This window comes from Neobacillus phoenicis (assembly GCF_047302305.1).
Classification (GTDB): Bacteria; Bacillota; Bacilli; order Bacillales; family Cytobacillaceae; genus Neobacillus.
The window spans coordinates 2,621,339-2,638,067 of record NZ_CP154847.1 but is presented as its reverse complement, the minus strand read 5'-3'; the positions used below and the strand labels follow the sequence as shown (position 1 = coordinate 2,638,067).

The window sequence follows — 16,729 nt, the reverse complement described above, 5'->3', positions numbered from 1 at the left end:
AAACTTCAAAAAGAACCTTTTCCCTAATAACCGACAAGAAAAACATAAAAACTACATCGGTCGATCATTGATTCTCTATTCAGCTTCCTATATGCGACAAAATTTGATTATAACGATAACTCATTTCGTTAGTGAATGTCTCTTTTCTTAAATCGTCCACCCCTAACCTCCGCAATATCAGCTACTGCCAAGAAGGCACTATCATCATTTTCGGTGACAATTTCTTTTAATTTTGCTTCTTCAAGCCGATTAATCACACAAAAGATAACTTTTTTATCATCCCCAGAATAAGCGCCTTCACCATTGATATAGGTTACTCCACGACCAAGTCGATTCAAGATGGCATCGCCAATTTGCTTTGCGTTGTCACTAATAATCCATACCGATTTAGATTCATCGAGTCCTGTAATAGTAATATCAATAGTCTTGTATGCAACAAAATAGGCAATAAGAGAGTACATAGCACGATCCCAAGAAAACACAAAACCTGCACACCCCAAGATAAAGAGATTAAAGAACATAATAATTTCACCAACGGAAAATGGGAGTTTATTATTAAAGAGAATGGCAAGAATTTCTGTGCCATCCAGCGAGCCGCCGTATCGTATAACCATTCCTACTCCGATACCAAGTACAATCCCACCAAATACTGTAGCAAGGAGGATATCTTGTGTGAACGCTGGAACCGGATGAAGCAGGGTTGTTCCAATAGAAAGGACTATTATCCCATAAAGAGTGGACAAAGCGAAGGTTTTTCCAATTTGTTTATAGCCTATAAAGAAGAAAGGGATGTTAAGAATAAAGATGAATACCCCTAGTTTCCATCCAGTAATATAAGACAGCATGATGGAAATACCCGTAATTCCACCGTCAATTACATTATTGGGTACCAGAAATATTTCTAGACCTACTGCCATTAAAGCAGCACCAAGTGTGATTAGTAGAATTCGTTGAAAAATTTTTCTTTTGGTTAATCTTCGGTGTTCAATTTTTGCCATTATCGCTTCTTGTTGTTCAATAATATTCAATTCTTGAATACCTGACATTATCTCTCCCCTTTCAGATTTTATTTTCTATTTACATTATAACGAATTTCCTCCACTAATTATATTTTACTGCCTTTTTTCCTCATATTTTACATTATGAAAACAGGAAAACTGCCTGAGTTCAGGCAGTTTACATTCTCAACTAGGGTCTACTTCATCGTATGAAAGAGTTGTAACACTTGTGTACTCCCCTGCTTCTACTTCTTTCTCTGAAGCGCTTTGTTCTAATTCCTCTTGATCATCCATCCCCGGAGCAACGGTAGGTTCCTTCTTATTAGTCATATAAACTCAACTCCTTTTCGAAACTATTTTCCCAAATATCTCCTATAATATTCTTCATTTATTTACTGTTATTCATGGAGTTAATTTTCTCTCCAATTTTAAATAACAAAAAAATTAAAAAGAAGCTGCCTCCTTTTGAAGCAACTCCTTAATGTGAATAACACCTTAGGGGACCCAACCATGACATTAGCAAAACTACCTCGATTTATCATTTCCTTCTACTCATTTTATTGAGCTAAGGAAATTTGAAGAGTAAGCCAATGTGTGTTTGTTCCGTTGAAGGAATTAATTCACATGTAATGTAATGGAATTCAAATTCCTAAAATGAAACAAATTGTCGGTTTTATACCGACGGGACTCATTATTCATTATTCTCTCAATTAAATTACGGCCTCATGGCAATAGCTCTTAAAAAGGGAAAAGCTTCATTAATGTACCTGATTAATCAGTTATACATTTTTTAAATCTTAACATCTTTCATTTAGAAAGAGTCCCCCATGAATTAAGGAGCTTAAAAGTCATTAAATCAACTATTTGTTTAGTGTTACTGGGTTATTGATTCTTTTTTCGGAAGAATACATTTTGGTGTGAGCAGTTTTTCTACGTACTTATAAATAAGTAGAAAAATGTTTCTCATTTCCAGAACCTATAACAATTGCTCTTTAATTCTAATGGTTTAACGTAAGTTATGATTTAGCTTTTTCTTCTTAAGATCCTTTCGCTCCACCTACCAATTGATTGAATTGGAATAACCTTACTACTCGTTCGCAAACGGAACGAACACGTATGGTTGAGTCTCCTAAGATGTTATCTTGTATTTTCTTTACAATTCGATTATAACATAGAATATTTAGAATTTACCGAAACATTGTGACGAACTCGTGAACCTTTGAGAGTTAAAGTTTATAGAAGAAGTTAAGTTTTACTCAATAACGAAAACATTTACGATTATTTAAAAAAGTCTTGAAATTCATTAATCATTTCATTAATCTAGGTAAAAACAAGGGGGATACATATGATTAGAAAGCTTACTAAAAATGATGAAAAACTGGTCCTCGCCTTTTTAAGTGTAGAACCTTCAATTAATTTATTTATTCTAGGTGATATAGAGGCATTTGGCTATGAAACCGATTTTCAAGAACTTTGGGGGGAATTTGATTATGATGGAAGAATTAAAGCCGTCCTTCTTCGTTTTTATCAATCCTTTATACCGTACGCAAAAGGAGAATTCGATGTCAATGGCTTTGTTTCTATCATAAAAAGTTATTCCCAACCTATTTTTCTCTCTGGAAAATCCGACATTGTAGAAAAATTTGAACAGTTTGAGGAACTTAACCTTGGAGAAAAAAAAATAACCTATTTTGCTGAGTGCCGTTCAGACATCCATCTAAACTTAAACACCGTTGAGTTAGAAGTAAATAAAGCTGGTATAGACGTTGTAGACCAAATAATTGATCTTCGCTCTACAATTAAGGAATTTCATATTAGAAGTGACGCACGAGATATGCTAGTAAAATCAATGGAAACTAAAACTGCTAGAACCTATTATACTGAGGAAAATGGAGTTTTTACTTCGTGTGTATCAACCACTGCAGAAAATTCACATTCTGCCATGATTGTAGGGGTATGCACAAGAAATGATTACCGACGAAAAGGCCTTGCTACAGCTATTATGAAAAAACTTTTTAAAGATGTAATTGCTGAGGGCAAGGTCCTCTGTCTTTTTTATGATAATCCAGAGGCCGGGCGTATATATAAAAGACTTGGTTTTAAGGATATTGGTATGTGGACAATGCATAAGTAATTTAAAAATCCCCAGTTAGGGGATTTTTTATTGAATTTTCATTGGACTATAACCAGTTTAAAAAGGGAATATTATCTGAAATCAGTTATCAAAGAAAAGGGTGCCATAAATGCTTAAATCAATAAAAAAATATGCTAAACCTTTCGAATCGGTTGATGATCTAAATCCCTTAATAGATGAAATTGGAGATGCAAAATATGTTCTACTTGGTGAATCTTCACATGGAACTTCTGAATATTACTCACTTCGTGCCGAAATATCAAAACGATTAATTATGGAAAAAGGATTTTCATTTATAGCAGTTGAAAGTGATTGGCCATCATGTCAGAATATTAACCAATATATAAAGGGCTTTAATCATCAAGTTAAAGATGTTAAAGAAGTACTTGAGGCTTTTAATCGATGGCCAACATGGATGTGGTCAAATCAGGAAATCACTGGTCTGATTGAATGGTTAAAGGATTATAACCTGCAAAATCTCACCAAGCAAAAAGTGGGCTTTTATGGAATAGATGTATATAGCCTTTTTGAAAGTATGGATGAAATAGTTAACTATTTAGAAAAAACGAATTCAACTGAACTAGCTGTAGCAAAAAAAGCATTCGCCTGTTTTGAGCCATATAACCGCAATCATGAATCCTATGCTGTTTCTGCTGGTTACTTATCTGAAAACTGCATAAAAGAAGCACTTGACCTCCTTGCATCTATTAGAAAAAATAAATGGACATTTGATGCCGAACCTGAAAGCAGCTTGAATATGGAAGTAAATGCTCTTGTTACAGCAAATGCTGAGGATTATTATCGTACAATGGTGACTAGTGACTCAGAATCTTGGAATATTCGCGACAAACACATGGTCGAAGCTCTTAATGCAATAATGAGGTTTTATGGTGATAATGCTAAGGTAATCATATGGGAGCATAACACTCATATTGGGGATGCACGAGCAACAGACATGAAGGATGATGGTATGGTTAATGTCGGTCAATTAATTAGAGAGGCAAACGCTCACGATTCTGTTTATATTGTCGGGTTTGGGACCTATAGTGGAACGGTAATTGCCTCCACAGAATGGGGAAAAGATTTTCAAATAATGAATGTGCCTCCAGCCCAATATGGAAGCTGGGAATCCTTAATGCATAAAAGTGATCCTGTGAATAAATATTTGATATTTACAGACGAGAATCGCCAGGAATTCACTACGACAATTGGTCAAAGAGCAATTGGTGTTGTTTATCGACCCGAATACGAGCATTTCGGGAATTATGTTCCCTCGAATATGGGACAGAGATACGACTCATTTATTTTTATTGACCAAACGAATGCCTTGCATCCACTAGTTCTAGAGCCAACTAATATATAAAATCAAAAAGGTCATCCTACTTTCCAAGTGAGATGACCTTTCCTTTAATCTATTATTGGATTTTTAAAATTATCCACTACAGTGATTTTATTATTTTCAATTATTTCCTCTATTTTAAATTTATGTTCCGCAAGCTTATCATCATAAGGAATCGTAACCATAGTTCCGTCTGACATTTCAAATTTATATTGAAATAGCCCTATTGTACCTGAATGATTCCTGTAAACAATATGAACCTTTTCTATCTTTCCCCAACTATACTCCTTTTCCTCTATTCCATTTAAAGCATTGTAATGAATACCTGCATCATCCAAATAATAATAATTGGTTAAACTGCAAATAAAGGCAGGAATACTGACAAGAAGTAAAAAAACAGTAATCCATTTAAACTTAACTCCCTCCCACTTCTGTCTAAAAATTAGATAAAGTGTGATAATAATTGCTATGTAAAGCATCCCACCCATAAAAGTTATGTAAGCTGAGAAAGGGGTTGAAAAAAACCAATACGTACGTGAAAAATAAACCATACTTTGATAAGTAGAAACTATAACAAATGGTGCGATGAAACTACAAATGTATAAAATAATTGTGTACGCAACAAGTTTTGCTTGACTTTGTTCATCATCCATTTTCTTTTTTGATAAAATCACCAAATCCCTCCAAAATAAAGTTTACTGTAATTTTACCTCAAAATTCTTACAATTTGTATCTTATACTTACATTTTTTAGAAAAAATCCTCAAAAAAAACCAACCTAAATGAAAGATTGGTTTTTTTAAACTATTTCGATCCTGGAGCAGGCTGGTCGACTCCTTTTACATGATGGCTATGACCATTATCTTCTGTTGTATGAAAATCATAGTAATGGACATGCATACCATTTCCTACTGGAATGGCTGGACCTGAGTATGCACGATAGTGATGTGTGTGACCATTTTCAAATAACACATACCCCTCAGTAAAATGCACGTGTCCTCCGTCTTGGGTCATTATAGGTGGTGATGTGACATCTAAACATTGATGAACATGACCAGAGCTTACCCCAGTATAATCTACTGATCCGTGATTATGATTAGCCACAAATCCTTGCACAAAATCATCTTTGCTACTTTGTCTCAAGCAATTCACCCCTCACTATTGAAATTATTAATGTTACAACTATATGCAGAAGTCATAAGTACTTTTCATCAATTGGAAAATTTTTAAGTCTCATGTTACTAACTTAAAATACATAAGCAATACAAAAACTCACATACTATTTCTGTAATTCAATTACAACACGAAAGAAGGATTAAAAATGACAGTAGGAACACAAGTAAAACAAGCATTGGCAGGGTTAAAAAGTGCTCAGGCAAGCTTTGAAACCTTTGCATTAGCTACAGATAACCAAAATGCAAAGCAGCTATATCAACAAGCAGCTCAACAAACACAATCAGTCCTTGACAGTCTAGAACCACGCCTTCAAGAGATTCTTACTGAAGAGCCGCAATACAATCAATAAGGTAGAAAAGGTTGGCATATCTGCCAACCCCTTTTTCATTTTTTGATTTCTGAAAGGAAGTTGTTCATGTGACCATAGCTTCAAACGTTAAACAATGTCTTTCAACCATGAAAGGAATTGAGGCACAATTATCTTCCATGGCGTTAAATTCACTTGAAAAAGAAGCACAAGTTATTTTTCATGAAGCTACGTTAACTTTGGGTGAGATAAGGAAAGATCTTCAATATCGTGTTTTGGAACTTGAACGACTGGAGCCCCAATATAGCGGTTCCTAATATTTGAGGTGAGAATTATGCCAGATTGGATTTTTATTATTGGTCGCTCATTATTCTTCTTGCTGCTTTTATTTATCACTACAAAAGTACTTGGAAAGAAGCAAATATCTGAGCTTTCTTTCTTTGAGTATGTTGCTGGTATTACAATTGGAAGTATTGCTGGTGAAGTAGTTACTGGACTTGAAAGTAACATGTTTCATGGTGTATTGGCACTCATTGTTTTTGGATTTGTTACCTTTTTAGTGAATTATTTGGCAATAAAAAGTAAAAAATTCAGTGATTTTGCAGAAGGTAAAGGCACTGTCGTAATTAAGGATGGAAAGATCTTAGAGGAAAATCTAAAAAAAGAGAAATACACCATTGATGAATTATCTGCTCTACTTCGACAAAAGGATATTTTTAAAATTGCTGATGTTGAATTTGCCGTTCTAGAACCACGAGGAAATTTAAGCACTTTATTAAAACGAGAAAACCGACCTTTGACACCTAAAGATTTACAAATGAAAATGCCAAATGAAAAAGAACCACAAACAGTCATTATGGACGGGAATATTGTTGATGAACCTTTAAGATGTGCAGGGAAAGGCAGAGGCTGGTTATATACCGAGTTAGAAAAACTAGGTGTGACTCTTGATAATGTTTTTGTTGGTCAGGTGGATTCCTACGGTGAACTGACTGTTGATCTATATGATGATAAGATACAAGTGCCAGAACCTGCCCAGCGTCCTTTATTACTGGCAACCTTAAAAAAAGCACAGGCAGATTTAGAAATCTTTTCACTTGAAACTAATTGTACAAAATCAAAAGCAATGTACAAAAAAAATGCAGCTCTCTTACAAGCCACAATTGATAAACTCACCCCCTATCTTAACGGTTAATGGCAGTGACCCCTAAAAATCCTTATCAATTCATATTGATAAGGATTTTTAGGGGTCATACTAACTTATGCACTAACGGCTTGGTCTTTAGATAATTCTTTTCTTTGTGACACATAGCTGTGAAGTAACATTCCACCCATGACTAACAGAATGCCAATCCACGATAACATCGTTGGAAGTTCTGAATTTAGTATGTACACCTCTCCAAGAAGTGCAAATAAAACCTCCATAGATTGTGTGGCCTCCACAGCGGCAAGCCTTTGCATATTACCTCTCACCAGGTCTGTTGCTTGAAAGAATAGTATTGTTGCAATGACTCCAGAGGTAATAGCAACCAGCCCAGACTGAATGGTTTGCCCCATGCTTGGCAATCCACCATCTATCACTCCATAAATGGATAAGATAATCCATAAAGGTAGACTGGCTATTGTCATTCCTAACACGCGTTGAAAAACATCAAGACGACCACCACATACCTCCATCATTTTCCTATTTCCTAATGGATAGGCAAACGATGCAATTAAAACAGGAACAACACCTAAGCTTACTGTAAGAAATGATAAATGATTAGCTTGTTCAAGCTGTATGAGAATGATTCCAAGTAATATAATCATTGACATGAGTAAGCCTTTATAAGGAATTTTCCCTCTAATTTTTATAGGGCCCTTTTTAGTTAGGATTGTTTCATAAAAAAGCGGGGCAAGTAGTGAACCAGAAATGATGGTTACTTGCCAAGTAGCCGCGATTAACCAACCTGGTGCATAGGCAGCTGAAAAACAAATAGGTCCATAGAACAATCCGAACCCCACTGTACTCCAAATTATCCATGAAGTTGGACGACTTTTCATCTCTACAAGCAATGGTTTAAGGTTCTTCCTACTAATAACAATCAAGAAAAGAAAGGGTACCATAAAAAAATACCTGAGTGATGCACTCCAAATCCAGCTTCCACCAGCCAAGTCCATTGATCTGTTTAATATAAATGTAAATGCAAAAAAGAAAGCTGCAAAAACACCTAAAATGATAGGCCGCAATGTCCTATACCCCCTTTTACTAAAAATTCAAATAAAATTATATATTGTATTCTCTATTAAAAAAAGAAAACCATCAAGTGATTTTCAACTAAAAAAATAATTAACTGAAACTTTATGAATCTTCGTTCGTACATAATGTATGTCAAGATTCTTAAAAAGTGAGGTTGAGAGAATGTTTGGAAAAGTAGCTGCTGATATTTTAGGATTAAGTGATGTTGGTTCTGTCATTAAACCGGAGAATTACGATAAGGTCGATGCTGATGATTATGTCATGCACGAAGATAATGAGAAAATTTATTTTTTAATTAAGTCAAAATCGGATGAATATTGTTTTACAAATAATGCCCTAATTCACCTTGATGGTACAAGTGCTACAAGCAAGAAGCGAATGCTGCATCGATACAGCTATGCAACCAATCGGATTTCTGATGTTAAACTTGAAACAGCTGGGACCGTGGACCTTGATGTTGAAATTAAGTTCAAAATTGGCTCACAGCCTTTCTCAATTGACGTTCATAAGAAACATATTGAGGAAGTAAAGGATTTATATAAAGCTTTAATAAAAATTTCCGAAATATCTCATGAAAATGAAATCAGCCTTCAATTTGCAAAACAAAGCCTTGATGTTGCCTCTACTACTCTAGGTCGAATAACAAGTCCGGATAGCAATTTAGTTGTTCAATTTAAAATGCTGAACCAAGCGGCTTTTCAATGGCTAGATGATAGTAAAAAACAGTATTGTGTGAAAGATTTTGGGTATGTATTTGAAAAATACATTAATAATTAATAAAAAATGGGCCGCACTATTAGATAGTGCGGCCCATTTTTATTAAGAGGGACTAGGACGATGAAACAGTCCCATTACTTCAATCGTTTCAGTAATATTGACAAATGCAGTAGGATCTACCTCAACAATAAGATTTTTTATCTCATTCAGTTCATATCGTGATATTACTGTTATTAAGACATTTCGTTTATTATTTGAGTAACCGCCAACCCCATCCATAATTGTCAATCCTCGGTACAGATTGGTTAACAGATGTGACCTCATTTCTTCACCTTTATCTGTTATTATCATTATCGTTAGTTTAGCATGGTCCGTATAGATGGAATCAACTACTTTACCTGTTACAAATATAGATACTAAGGTATTCAGTGCAGCATCCCAATTAAACAAAAATCCACTTATCAAAATAACAACTGCGTTCATCCCTGATAGAAGTGTGCCTATTGGAAAGTCCTTTTTTCTTGAAACAATCATACCAATAATATCAAATCCGCCTGTAGAACCTGAACTTCGGAAAACAATGCCTACCCCAAGACCTGTTAAAGCACCACCAAAGATGGAAGACAATATCCTATCATTTGCAATTTCATAGACAGGTACAACATAGAGCCCAACAGATATGATGAGCACTGAAAAGATCGAGTTCATAATAAATTTTTTGCCTAACATTTTGTACCCAATAACCAGTAACGGAAAATTCAAAAGGAAATTTGCTAAACCAGTATTAAGAGGCGTAACCATACCTAATATCATGGAAATACCACTCAGTCCACTGCTTAACACTTCGTGAGGTATTAAAAAAAGGTTAAATGCCAGTACAACAATTAGTGATCCCGTAATAATTCCAAAAATCCGCATGGAAAATACCTCCGAACACTGCCATCATTTATATTTAAAAATAATACCGATTATCATTTTTAAAGTAAATTTAATAGTTTTTTTCCAAAAGATTTAATTATCTGTTAATTAGCATAAGGTTGTAATAGCAAAAAAGTTATTGGAGTAAAATATATTGACAAATGTACGATATTATTTATACTTTAGAAATATAATAATTTTATAAGCTAAATCCTCATCAAACCGATGAGGTAGAGGTCGCGGTTTTTATTAGTATGGCGGATGAGATGCTGAGACATTTTTGACTCCGTTTGAAAGGAAAAACTGCCGAAGTGTGCTTTATTCTCTGAAAAAGCATGCTGGGGCTGTCTCCAAATAGGAACAGAACTGTCACGAATGGACCTACCAGCCATTCGTGTTGAGCTATCTTTCGGAAGGTATGATGCGGGGTATTGATAATGCCATCGATTCTACTTCGATGGCATTTTTTATTCCAAACTCCTTCTCGAAAAAAAGAAAGAAATCAAAAAAGGAGTAAAGATTATGCAAACAGCAAGAGTATTAAAAGAAAATGAATATAATGGTGGTTTATCACCTAAAAAAGAACCCTCTGAGTTAAGACGAAGCCTTAAATCTCGACACCTTACCATGATTTCACTTGGAGGAACCATTGGTACTGGTTTATTCCTTGCTAGTGGAGGAGCCATACACTCAGCTGGACCAGGCGGGGCCATTCTCTCCTATATCATTATTGGTTTAATGGTTTACTTTTTGATGCAAGGTTTAGCAGAAATGGGAGCCTATATGCCTGTTGCCGGAAGCTTTAGTACGTATGCAACTAAATTCGTCGATCCTTCCCTAGGTTTTGCACTAGGTTGGAATTACTGGTATAACTGGGCCATCACCATTGCAGCTGAGTTAGCTGCCGTAACAATGATTATGAAATTCTGGTTTCCACATACACCATCATTCATTTGGAGCGGAATCTTTTTAGTCATTATGTTTCTATTAAATTATCTTTCTGTTAAAGGGTTTGGTGAAGCAGAATACTGGTTTTCATTAGTAAAGGTGGTAACGGTTATTGTCTTTATCATAACTGGTACGCTAATGATTGTCGGTATCATGGGAGATGAAGCAATCGGCATCAAAAATTTCACAGTTGGTGACGCCCCTTTCCACGGTGGTTTCATGGCAATGTTAGGAATTTTTATGGCCGCAGGATTCTCCTTTCAAGGAACAGAGCTTTTAGGTGTTGCTGCAGGTGAAACGGAGGATCCAAAGAAAGCAATTCCACGAGCGGTCAAACAAGTATTTTGGCGGATTCTTTTATTTTATGTTTTAGCTATTTTAGTAATCGGTCTTCTTATTCCCTATACAAATGAAAACTTAGCAAATGGTGATGTTACGGTTAGCCCCTTTACTCTTGTTTTTCAAAAAGCAGGAATTGCTTTTGCTGCTTCTGTCATGAATGCAGTTATTTTAACAGCTGTGTTATCAGCGGGTAATTCCGGTATGTATGCTTCTACTCGAATGCTATGGGACTTAGCACGTGAAGGCAAAGCTCCAAAGTTTCTAGGGAAACTAAATAAAAATGGCGTTCCTGTCAATGCTCTTATCGCAACAACTTTAGTCGGCACCTTGGCCTTTCTTGCTTCTTTCTTCGGAGATGGAACGGTGTATGTTTGGTTATTAAATGCATCTGGTATGTCCGGATTTATTGCTTGGCTCGGAATTGCAGTCTGTCACTATCGATTCAGAAAAGCTTTTATCGCGCAAGGCAAGGACTTAAGTTTATTACCATATAAATCAAAATTCTTCCCCTTCGGTCCTTTTTTCGCCTTTGCTGTTTGTGGATTCGTTGTTTTAGGACAAAACTATTCTGCCTTTATTGGAAGCAGTATCGATTGGAATGGTGTATTGGTATCTTATATAGGGTTACCGCTTTTCCTTATCTTATGGATGGGATATAAATTCACCAAGAAAACTAAATTAATTCCTTTAGATAAATGTGATTTATCAAACTAAAACGCAAATAAAAAACAGACTCACACAAGAGTCTGTTTTTTATTTGCGTTTATGCTTCTTCCGCAGTCCATACATATAAGTCTTCAATCTTGCAATTCAATTCTTTGGAAATAGTCATTGCAGAATTTAAACTCATTACTTTCTTGGATAAATAGTCATTGAGTTGAGTTCTAGGTATACTGGTGTTCTTTTCCAAACTATCCAAATCCATGCCGTTTTTAGATAATAAGGCCTTGAGGTTACTCTTTTTTGCTTTATAATTTGTCAAAATGACACCTCACTTTCATCTATCATAGCATAGGGGCATTAAAAATGAAAGGAAAAGGAATCCCTCCCAGTTTTTAACTTTAAAGTATAACCTAAAGGAAGGACAAATAGAATAAATTAATTTGTGTTATACTTAAGTTGTAATATAGAAGGGGTGTAATTAAATGAAGAATTCAAATAACCGTTATAGTAGCGGTCAAACTGTAAACATTAAAGAAACTGGTGAAATGGTCACCATTTTAAAGTGGCAGTATGTAAAAAATATGAAGAGATACTCCTATACCGTTAAAGAGCACCCAGGTACGTTTTATTTTGAAGAAGAATTACAGTAAGAAAAGCGCAAGTGCCTTGGTCAGCCCCGATAGGCAAATGTTCTTCGGCAAGAAAAGTCCGCCTTTTGACTTTTATTGCCGAAGGTTATTTGACCCGAGGGGCTAGGCGCTGGAGCTGGACAATTCTCGAAGTCGAATTTTATGCTTGTTTATAATGTGAAAAATCAAAAAAAGACCAATTCACTGAATGAATTGGTCTTTTTGGCTTAAAATTCTGCATTTCCTGGAGTTCTTGGAAATGGTATAACATCTCTAATGTTTGTCATACCAGTTAAGTACATAATCAAACGTTCAAATCCTAGGCCATAACCAGAATGTTTAGTTGCACCGTATTTTCTTAGCTCTAAGTACCACCAGTAATCTTCCTCATTCATACCAAGTTCATTAATTTTCCCAGCCAAAATATCTTCACGCTCTTCACGCTGGCTGCCTCCAATTAACTCTCCAATTCCTGGTACTAGTAAGTCGGTTGCAGCAACTGTTTTATTATCTTCGTTCAATCTCATATAGAAGGCTTTAATTTCTTTTGGATAATCAGTAACAAATACAGGCTTTTGGAACACTTTTTCGCACAGATAACGTTCGTGCTCTGTTTGTAGGTCCGCTCCCCATTCAACCGGATATGCAAAATTTTCACCTGAATCTTTTAACAGATTAATGGCTTCTGTATATGTCACTCTGCCGAAATCTGCCGTAAATGCGTTATTTAAGCGATCTAATAAGCCCTTTTCAACGAAACTATTGAAGAAGTTCATTTCCTCTGGTGCTTGTTCAATTACATAACCAATAACATACTTAACCATTTCTTCAGCAAGATCCATAATATCAGGAAGCTCCGCAAAAGCAACTTCTGGTTCAATCATCCAAAACTCCGCTGCGTGACGAGCGGTGTTAGAATTCTCAGCTCTAAAGGTTGGACCAAAGGTATATACATTACGGAAAGCTAAAGCAAATGCTTCTCCTGAAAGCTGTCCACTTACAGTTAAGTTAGATTCTTTACCAAAGAAATCCTTTGTTGTATCTGTATTTCCTTCTTCATTTTTCGGAAGATTCTCCAAATCTAATGTGGTCACACGGAACATTTCTCCCGCACCCTCCGTATCACTTCCAGTGATAATCGGTGAGTGGACGTAGACAAATCCTTTATCTTGGAAGAATTTATGGATGGCATATGCTGCTATTGATCTCACCCGAAAGACTGCCGCAAATGTGTTCGTTCTAGGTCTTAAATGGGCAATCGTTCTAAGGTATTCAAATGTATGTCTTTTCTTTTGTAACGGATAATCTACATTTGAAGTACCTTCAATAGTAATCTCAGTTGCTTTAATCTCAAATGGTTGCTTTGCTTGAGGAGTATAAATAAAATCTCCTTCTACTTTAATTGTTGAACTTAACGGAAGCTTAGTTATTTCTTTAAAATTATTTAGTTGTTCGTCAAAAACGATTTGAACTCCTTTAAAGAAGCTCCCATCATTTAATTCAATAAAACCAAACGTTTTAGAATCACGGATAGTACGAATCCATCCTGATAATTGCACCTTTTGTTCCACATAACTTTCTGTGTTTCTGTACAAATCCTTGATTAAGGCCTGTTTCATAGTGGTTCCTCCTAAATCATATGTATAAGGTTCATTAATCAGCCAGTGTTATTGTACTCCACCTTCGCCAATAGGTAACGAAATAAAAAACCTCCCATCCCTATTGGGACGAAAGGTAAAATTCACTGACTATCCTCGTTTTTCTTTTATCCCTTCAATATTATATAAAATACCATTCAATGAAGCAATTTTCAACAAAATTCCCGTTTGTAAGCGAATTAATTTTCGTTTACTGTTTATTCGGTTACAAAGATGTCTGTAGGTAGTCCAATCTTATCAAGAAGCCAATTAGTACGATCTAAAAAGGCTTCTTCACACCCTGAAAATCCATGGTCTGTTTGATACCAACTTATTTCTTTCGGAGAGCTGGCTGCAGAGTAAAAAGAAGTTGCCTGGTCATCATCAACATACTCATCATTTTTGGCAAATTGAAAATAAATTGAAGCGGGTGCAGCATTTTTTATATACTGAGCGGCATCGAATTTTCGTATATTTGAAATAAAAATATCAAACCGTTCTGGTGGTAAAAAATTCCGAATTAAAACAGCCATTGGATGTTCACTCGTCATATGCCAGGCTGAGGTTTTGGAGGCACCTGCTATTAGAACAAAAGTCTTAATTCGGTTTTCAATCCCTGCAAGTACTCCTCCCCAAGTTGAGCCGAAGCCGTGTCCGACATAGGCCATTCGATTTGCATCTACAAATTCTTGCTTACTAAGAAGAGTAATTCCCCGCCTTATATCCATTAACATTCGAGTGTAATTTTGAATATCCACCAACGGTTCTATGGTTTGAATGAATTTCTTTTGCTGTATCCCTTCTTGATGATAGCCTCCCAAAAACGAAGATTCAATAATTAGCGAAACAAACCCCTTTTCAGCAAGCATTTGCGCTTCCTTATAAAAACTCATTCTATTTTCCAAACCAGGATGCATAAAAACCACAGCAGGATGAGAACTTGTTTGATTAGGCACAATTAAAAAGGCTTGCAAGTGCTTTTTGTAAGTGCTTTCAAAATAAACTTCACTAATAGAATATTCTTCTTTTATAATCGACTTCCTAACTTCAAAACCTGTTAAATGTTCTTCTTTGAAATGAAACATTGTACACCGCCTCCAAGAAGAATCTTTAAAATTAATTTATTTGAATTTTCTGTAAAATAGACTATCATATTAGCAAATTTTAATTTTTGTAGATTGCATTCCAAGCGAGCGGTACAAACTTACTATAAAATCGACCTATTTTCACCAACCCCCCACCTATTTTACCATGGAGATAGACGAATTAAAAACCTTGACCGTAGAGTCAAGGTTCAAGAAATTCTATCATTTCTCCTGCAGGACCTAAAAAAAAGACAGTCTTCCAACCATTCTTCAACATTAAGGGGCCCTCCACTATAGGTACTCCTGCTCCCAAAAAACGTTCAATTACTTTTTGTATATTTACTGTTTCTAAGCACAAATGGACATTTCTAGATAGCATACTCTCTTGTTTTGATTCTATTAATTCTAATTGTGCTTCCCCATTTCGCAGGAATATAATAACTTCTCCTGGAAATTCGACCTTTTCATCTTCTACAAAATCTAATAGGTCTTTATAAAAATTACTTACTTTATTTATATCAAATACTTCCATTGCATAATGGTGGATTTTTAACATAGTGCCTCCTGTTATAAAATGAGATTCATATCACCAAACTCATGCCATAAATACCCTTCATTTAGCGCTTCTTGATAGGCACTGTGTAAAAGATTTTTTTCAATAAAGGCTGAGAGCATATCAAGATGACTAGCTTCTGGTTCATGCATTCCTGTAATAATCCCATCTGCAATTTTTAGGTTGTATGTTGGCTTTATATAAAGATTGGTCCACCCCATTAGACTGCCATCCAATGCTACAGTTTCCATGGCACGCACCACTGTTGTTCCCACTGCAATCACTCTTCTCCCCTCGACTTTTGCCCGAATAATTGTATCCCAGGCTTCCTCTGGAATGTTATATTCCTCATAGTTTTCTGTCGGGGAGTGGTCCCACTTATCGTCCAATAAATAGCTAAGCCCCGTATGAAGTTGAATGAATACAAGTTTAATCCCCTTTTTTTTGAGCTTAAATAATAGCTCCCAACTGAAGGCCCTTCCTGCGGACGGCATTTCTACAGAACCAGGCTGGGTACCAAAGACAGTCTGATAATAGTTTAGTTCCCAAGGATTGTTAATATATTCATACCGAACAGGTTCTCCAAGAGAGTATATTTCATCATACAAGGCTGTTCCTTGCTTTGAGAATTGAATGGTAATAAAAGGGGTATTCGTTGAAGCGCGTGATACAACCCCATGAAGTGTTGTAGATAAGACTAGAAGATCTCCGTTTTTCATTCCAGCAAAAACGGCTATTGCTTCCCAAGTGTGATTATTTTTCCGCCTTGCTAGGCGGACTTCTATTCCTTTTTGGATACAATTTTTCTCACGATATAAGTCTGCTATTAATATTGCTGGAACAGTTCTACTACTGTTTAGTACAACTACATCTCCACTTGATAAATAACGATCAATATTGAAAAAAATATCATGATTGGTTTGCCCTGTTTGTCGATCCTGAATCATTAACTTAACATGGTCTCTTCGAACACCCCTTCTTTCAGGCGGCATTTTGGCATTTAAGAAAGGCGGGATTTCAAAGTTAAGTGTTTCTATGTGCATAC

Annotated in this window: 19 protein-coding genes and 1 riboswitch; of the genes, 8 read left to right on the top strand and 11 right to left on the bottom strand. The window is 35.7% G+C overall.

Translation table 11 applies throughout. The features are described 5' to 3' along the window. Positions 1–128 precede the first annotated feature (128 nt). Complete coding sequence (locus AA0X95_RS13670; RefSeq protein WP_413310032.1) at positions 129–998, bottom strand: YitT family protein; 870 nt, start codon at positions 996–998, stop codon at positions 129–131. A gap of 186 nt (positions 999–1,184) precedes the next feature. Continuing rightward, positions 1,185–1,328 (bottom strand): hypothetical protein, encoded by a 144-nt coding sequence (locus AA0X95_RS13665; RefSeq protein ID WP_413309698.1) that lies wholly within the window; start codon positions 1,326–1,328, stop codon positions 1,185–1,187. A gap of 1,015 nt (positions 1,329–2,343) precedes the next feature. On the opposite strand from AA0X95_RS13665, the gene AA0X95_RS13660 reads away from it, so the two are divergent. Both AA0X95_RS13660 and AA0X95_RS13655 read left to right on the top strand, forming a co-directional pair. Next, complete coding sequence (locus AA0X95_RS13660; protein WP_413309696.1) at positions 2,344–3,132, top strand: GNAT family N-acetyltransferase; 789 nt, start codon at positions 2,344–2,346, stop codon at positions 3,130–3,132. Between the two features lie 109 nt (positions 3,133–3,241). Next, positions 3,242–4,495: an erythromycin esterase family protein gene (locus tag AA0X95_RS13655; RefSeq protein WP_413309694.1), complete on the top strand. Its 1,254-nt coding sequence runs from the start codon at positions 3,242–3,244 to the stop codon at positions 4,493–4,495. Positions 4,496–4,539: 44 nt separating this feature from the next. On the opposite strand, the gene AA0X95_RS13650 is transcribed toward AA0X95_RS13655, so the two are convergent. Both AA0X95_RS13650 and AA0X95_RS13645 read right to left on the bottom strand, forming a co-directional pair. Next, the gene (locus tag AA0X95_RS13650) at positions 4,540–5,145 is read right to left on the bottom strand and encodes a hypothetical protein (protein ID WP_413309692.1); all 606 of its coding nucleotides are present in this window, start codon (positions 5,143–5,145) and stop codon (positions 4,540–4,542) included. 129 nt (positions 5,146–5,274) lie between these two features. Beyond that, positions 5,275–5,613 carry a YmaF family protein gene (locus AA0X95_RS13645; protein WP_413309690.1) on the bottom strand — a complete coding sequence of 113 codons (339 nt, stop codon included), beginning with the start codon at positions 5,611–5,613 and terminating at the stop codon, positions 5,275–5,277. Between the two features lie 178 nt (positions 5,614–5,791). Here AA0X95_RS13645 and AA0X95_RS13640 point away from each other — a divergent pair, with 178 nt between their 5' ends. From AA0X95_RS13640 to AA0X95_RS13630, 3 genes are all read left to right on the top strand, one after another. Continuing rightward, positions 5,792–5,995 (top strand): DUF1657 domain-containing protein, encoded by a 204-nt coding sequence (locus AA0X95_RS13640; RefSeq protein ID WP_413309688.1) that lies wholly within the window; start codon positions 5,792–5,794, stop codon positions 5,993–5,995. A 68-nt stretch (positions 5,996–6,063) separates the two neighbouring features. Beyond that, the gene (locus tag AA0X95_RS13635) at positions 6,064–6,270 is read left to right on the top strand and encodes a DUF1657 domain-containing protein (RefSeq protein ID WP_413309685.1); all 207 of its coding nucleotides are present in this window, start codon (positions 6,064–6,066) and stop codon (positions 6,268–6,270) included. Between the two features lie 17 nt (positions 6,271–6,287). Next, a complete protein-coding gene (locus tag AA0X95_RS13630) occupies positions 6,288–7,148 on the top strand; it encodes a DUF421 domain-containing protein (RefSeq protein WP_413309683.1) in 861 nt (286 codons plus the stop codon). Between the two features lie 65 nt (positions 7,149–7,213). On the opposite strand, the gene AA0X95_RS13625 is transcribed toward AA0X95_RS13630, so the two are convergent. Next, positions 7,214–8,182: a multidrug resistance efflux transporter family protein gene (locus AA0X95_RS13625; protein WP_413309681.1), complete on the bottom strand. Its 969-nt coding sequence runs from the start codon at positions 8,180–8,182 to the stop codon at positions 7,214–7,216. Positions 8,183–8,354: 172 nt separating this feature from the next. Between AA0X95_RS13625 and AA0X95_RS13620 the strand changes: the two genes are divergently transcribed. Beyond that, on the top strand, positions 8,355–8,969 hold the full coding sequence (locus tag AA0X95_RS13620; RefSeq protein WP_413309679.1) for a PH domain-containing protein: 615 nt from the start codon (positions 8,355–8,357) through the stop codon (positions 8,967–8,969). Positions 8,970–9,011: 42 nt separating this feature from the next. Here the strand turns inward: AA0X95_RS13620 and AA0X95_RS13615 are convergent, their stop codons facing one another. After that, entirely contained in the window at positions 9,012–9,827 is an 816-nt protein-coding gene (locus AA0X95_RS13615) for a YitT family protein (protein WP_413309677.1), read from the bottom strand. Between the two features lie 223 nt (positions 9,828–10,050). Further along, positions 10,051–10,240: riboswitch (Lysine riboswitch) on the top strand. A gap of 109 nt (positions 10,241–10,349) precedes the next feature. Between AA0X95_RS13615 and AA0X95_RS13610 the strand changes: the two genes are divergently transcribed. Beyond that, entirely contained in the window at positions 10,350–11,831 is a 1,482-nt protein-coding gene (locus AA0X95_RS13610) for an amino acid permease (protein WP_413309675.1), read from the top strand. Positions 11,832–11,880: 49 nt separating this feature from the next. Here AA0X95_RS13610 and AA0X95_RS13605 read toward each other — a convergent pair whose 3' ends face one another. Next, positions 11,881–12,099, bottom strand: coding sequence for a helix-turn-helix domain-containing protein (locus AA0X95_RS13605; RefSeq protein ID WP_413309673.1), 219 nt, complete (start codon positions 12,097–12,099; stop codon positions 11,881–11,883). 163 nt (positions 12,100–12,262) lie between these two features. Between AA0X95_RS13605 and AA0X95_RS13600 the strand changes: the two genes are divergently transcribed. Further along, positions 12,263–12,430 carry a hypothetical protein gene (locus AA0X95_RS13600; protein WP_309861839.1) on the top strand — a complete coding sequence of 56 codons (168 nt, stop codon included), beginning with the start codon at positions 12,263–12,265 and terminating at the stop codon, positions 12,428–12,430. Positions 12,431–12,636: 206 nt separating this feature from the next. Here the strand turns inward: AA0X95_RS13600 and asnS are convergent, their stop codons facing one another. The 4 genes from asnS to AA0X95_RS13580 form a co-directional block, all read right to left on the bottom strand. Further along, positions 12,637–14,028 (bottom strand): asparagine--tRNA ligase, encoded by a 1,392-nt coding sequence (asnS, locus tag AA0X95_RS13595; RefSeq protein WP_413309670.1) that lies wholly within the window; start codon positions 14,026–14,028, stop codon positions 12,637–12,639. A 236-nt stretch (positions 14,029–14,264) separates the two neighbouring features. Continuing rightward, positions 14,265–15,131, bottom strand: a complete 867-nt coding sequence (locus AA0X95_RS13590) for an alpha/beta hydrolase (RefSeq protein ID WP_413309668.1) — start codon at positions 15,129–15,131, stop codon at positions 14,265–14,267. A 202-nt stretch (positions 15,132–15,333) separates the two neighbouring features. Continuing rightward, positions 15,334–15,687, bottom strand: coding sequence for a VOC family protein (locus tag AA0X95_RS13585; RefSeq protein WP_413309666.1), 354 nt, complete (start codon positions 15,685–15,687; stop codon positions 15,334–15,336). 11 nt (positions 15,688–15,698) lie between these two features. Further along, complete coding sequence (locus tag AA0X95_RS13580; protein WP_413309664.1) at positions 15,699–16,727, bottom strand: S-adenosylmethionine:tRNA ribosyltransferase-isomerase; 1,029 nt, start codon at positions 16,725–16,727, stop codon at positions 15,699–15,701. Positions 16,728–16,729 lie beyond the last annotated feature (2 nt).

Excerpts from the sequence above, each read along its gene's own strand:
- AA0X95_RS13655 (WP_413309694.1), top strand. The coding sequence starts at position 3,242 with ATGCTTAAATCAATAAAAAAATATGCTAAACCTTTCGAATCGGTTGAT.
- asnS (WP_413309670.1), bottom strand. The coding sequence starts at position 14,028 with ATGAAACAGGCCTTAATCAAGGATTTGTACAGAAACACAGAAAGTTAT.
- AA0X95_RS13630 (WP_413309683.1), top strand. The coding sequence starts at position 6,288 with ATGCCAGATTGGATTTTTATTATTGGTCGCTCATTATTCTTCTTGCTG.
- AA0X95_RS13620 (WP_413309679.1), top strand. The coding sequence starts at position 8,355 with ATGTTTGGAAAAGTAGCTGCTGATATTTTAGGATTAAGTGATGTTGGT.
- AA0X95_RS13590 (WP_413309668.1), bottom strand. The coding sequence starts at position 15,131 with ATGTTTCATTTCAAAGAAGAACATTTAACAGGTTTTGAAGTTAGGAAG.
- AA0X95_RS13615 (WP_413309677.1), bottom strand. The coding sequence starts at position 9,827 with ATGCGGATTTTTGGAATTATTACGGGATCACTAATTGTTGTACTGGCA.
- AA0X95_RS13670 (WP_413310032.1), bottom strand. The coding sequence starts at position 998 with ATGGCAAAAATTGAACACCGAAGATTAACCAAAAGAAAAATTTTTCAA.
- AA0X95_RS13600 (WP_309861839.1), top strand. The coding sequence starts at position 12,263 with ATGAAGAATTCAAATAACCGTTATAGTAGCGGTCAAACTGTAAACATT.
- AA0X95_RS13610 (WP_413309675.1), top strand. The coding sequence starts at position 10,350 with ATGCAAACAGCAAGAGTATTAAAAGAAAATGAATATAATGGTGGTTTA.
- AA0X95_RS13665 (WP_413309698.1), bottom strand. The coding sequence starts at position 1,328 with ATGACTAATAAGAAGGAACCTACCGTTGCTCCGGGGATGGATGATCAA.
- AA0X95_RS13640 (WP_413309688.1), top strand. The coding sequence starts at position 5,792 with ATGACAGTAGGAACACAAGTAAAACAAGCATTGGCAGGGTTAAAAAGT.
- AA0X95_RS13585 (WP_413309666.1), bottom strand. The coding sequence starts at position 15,687 with ATGTTAAAAATCCACCATTATGCAATGGAAGTATTTGATATAAATAAA.
- AA0X95_RS13580 (WP_413309664.1), bottom strand. The coding sequence starts at position 16,727 with ATGCACATAGAAACACTTAACTTTGAAATCCCGCCTTTCTTAAATGCC.
- AA0X95_RS13660 (WP_413309696.1), top strand. The coding sequence starts at position 2,344 with ATGATTAGAAAGCTTACTAAAAATGATGAAAAACTGGTCCTCGCCTTT.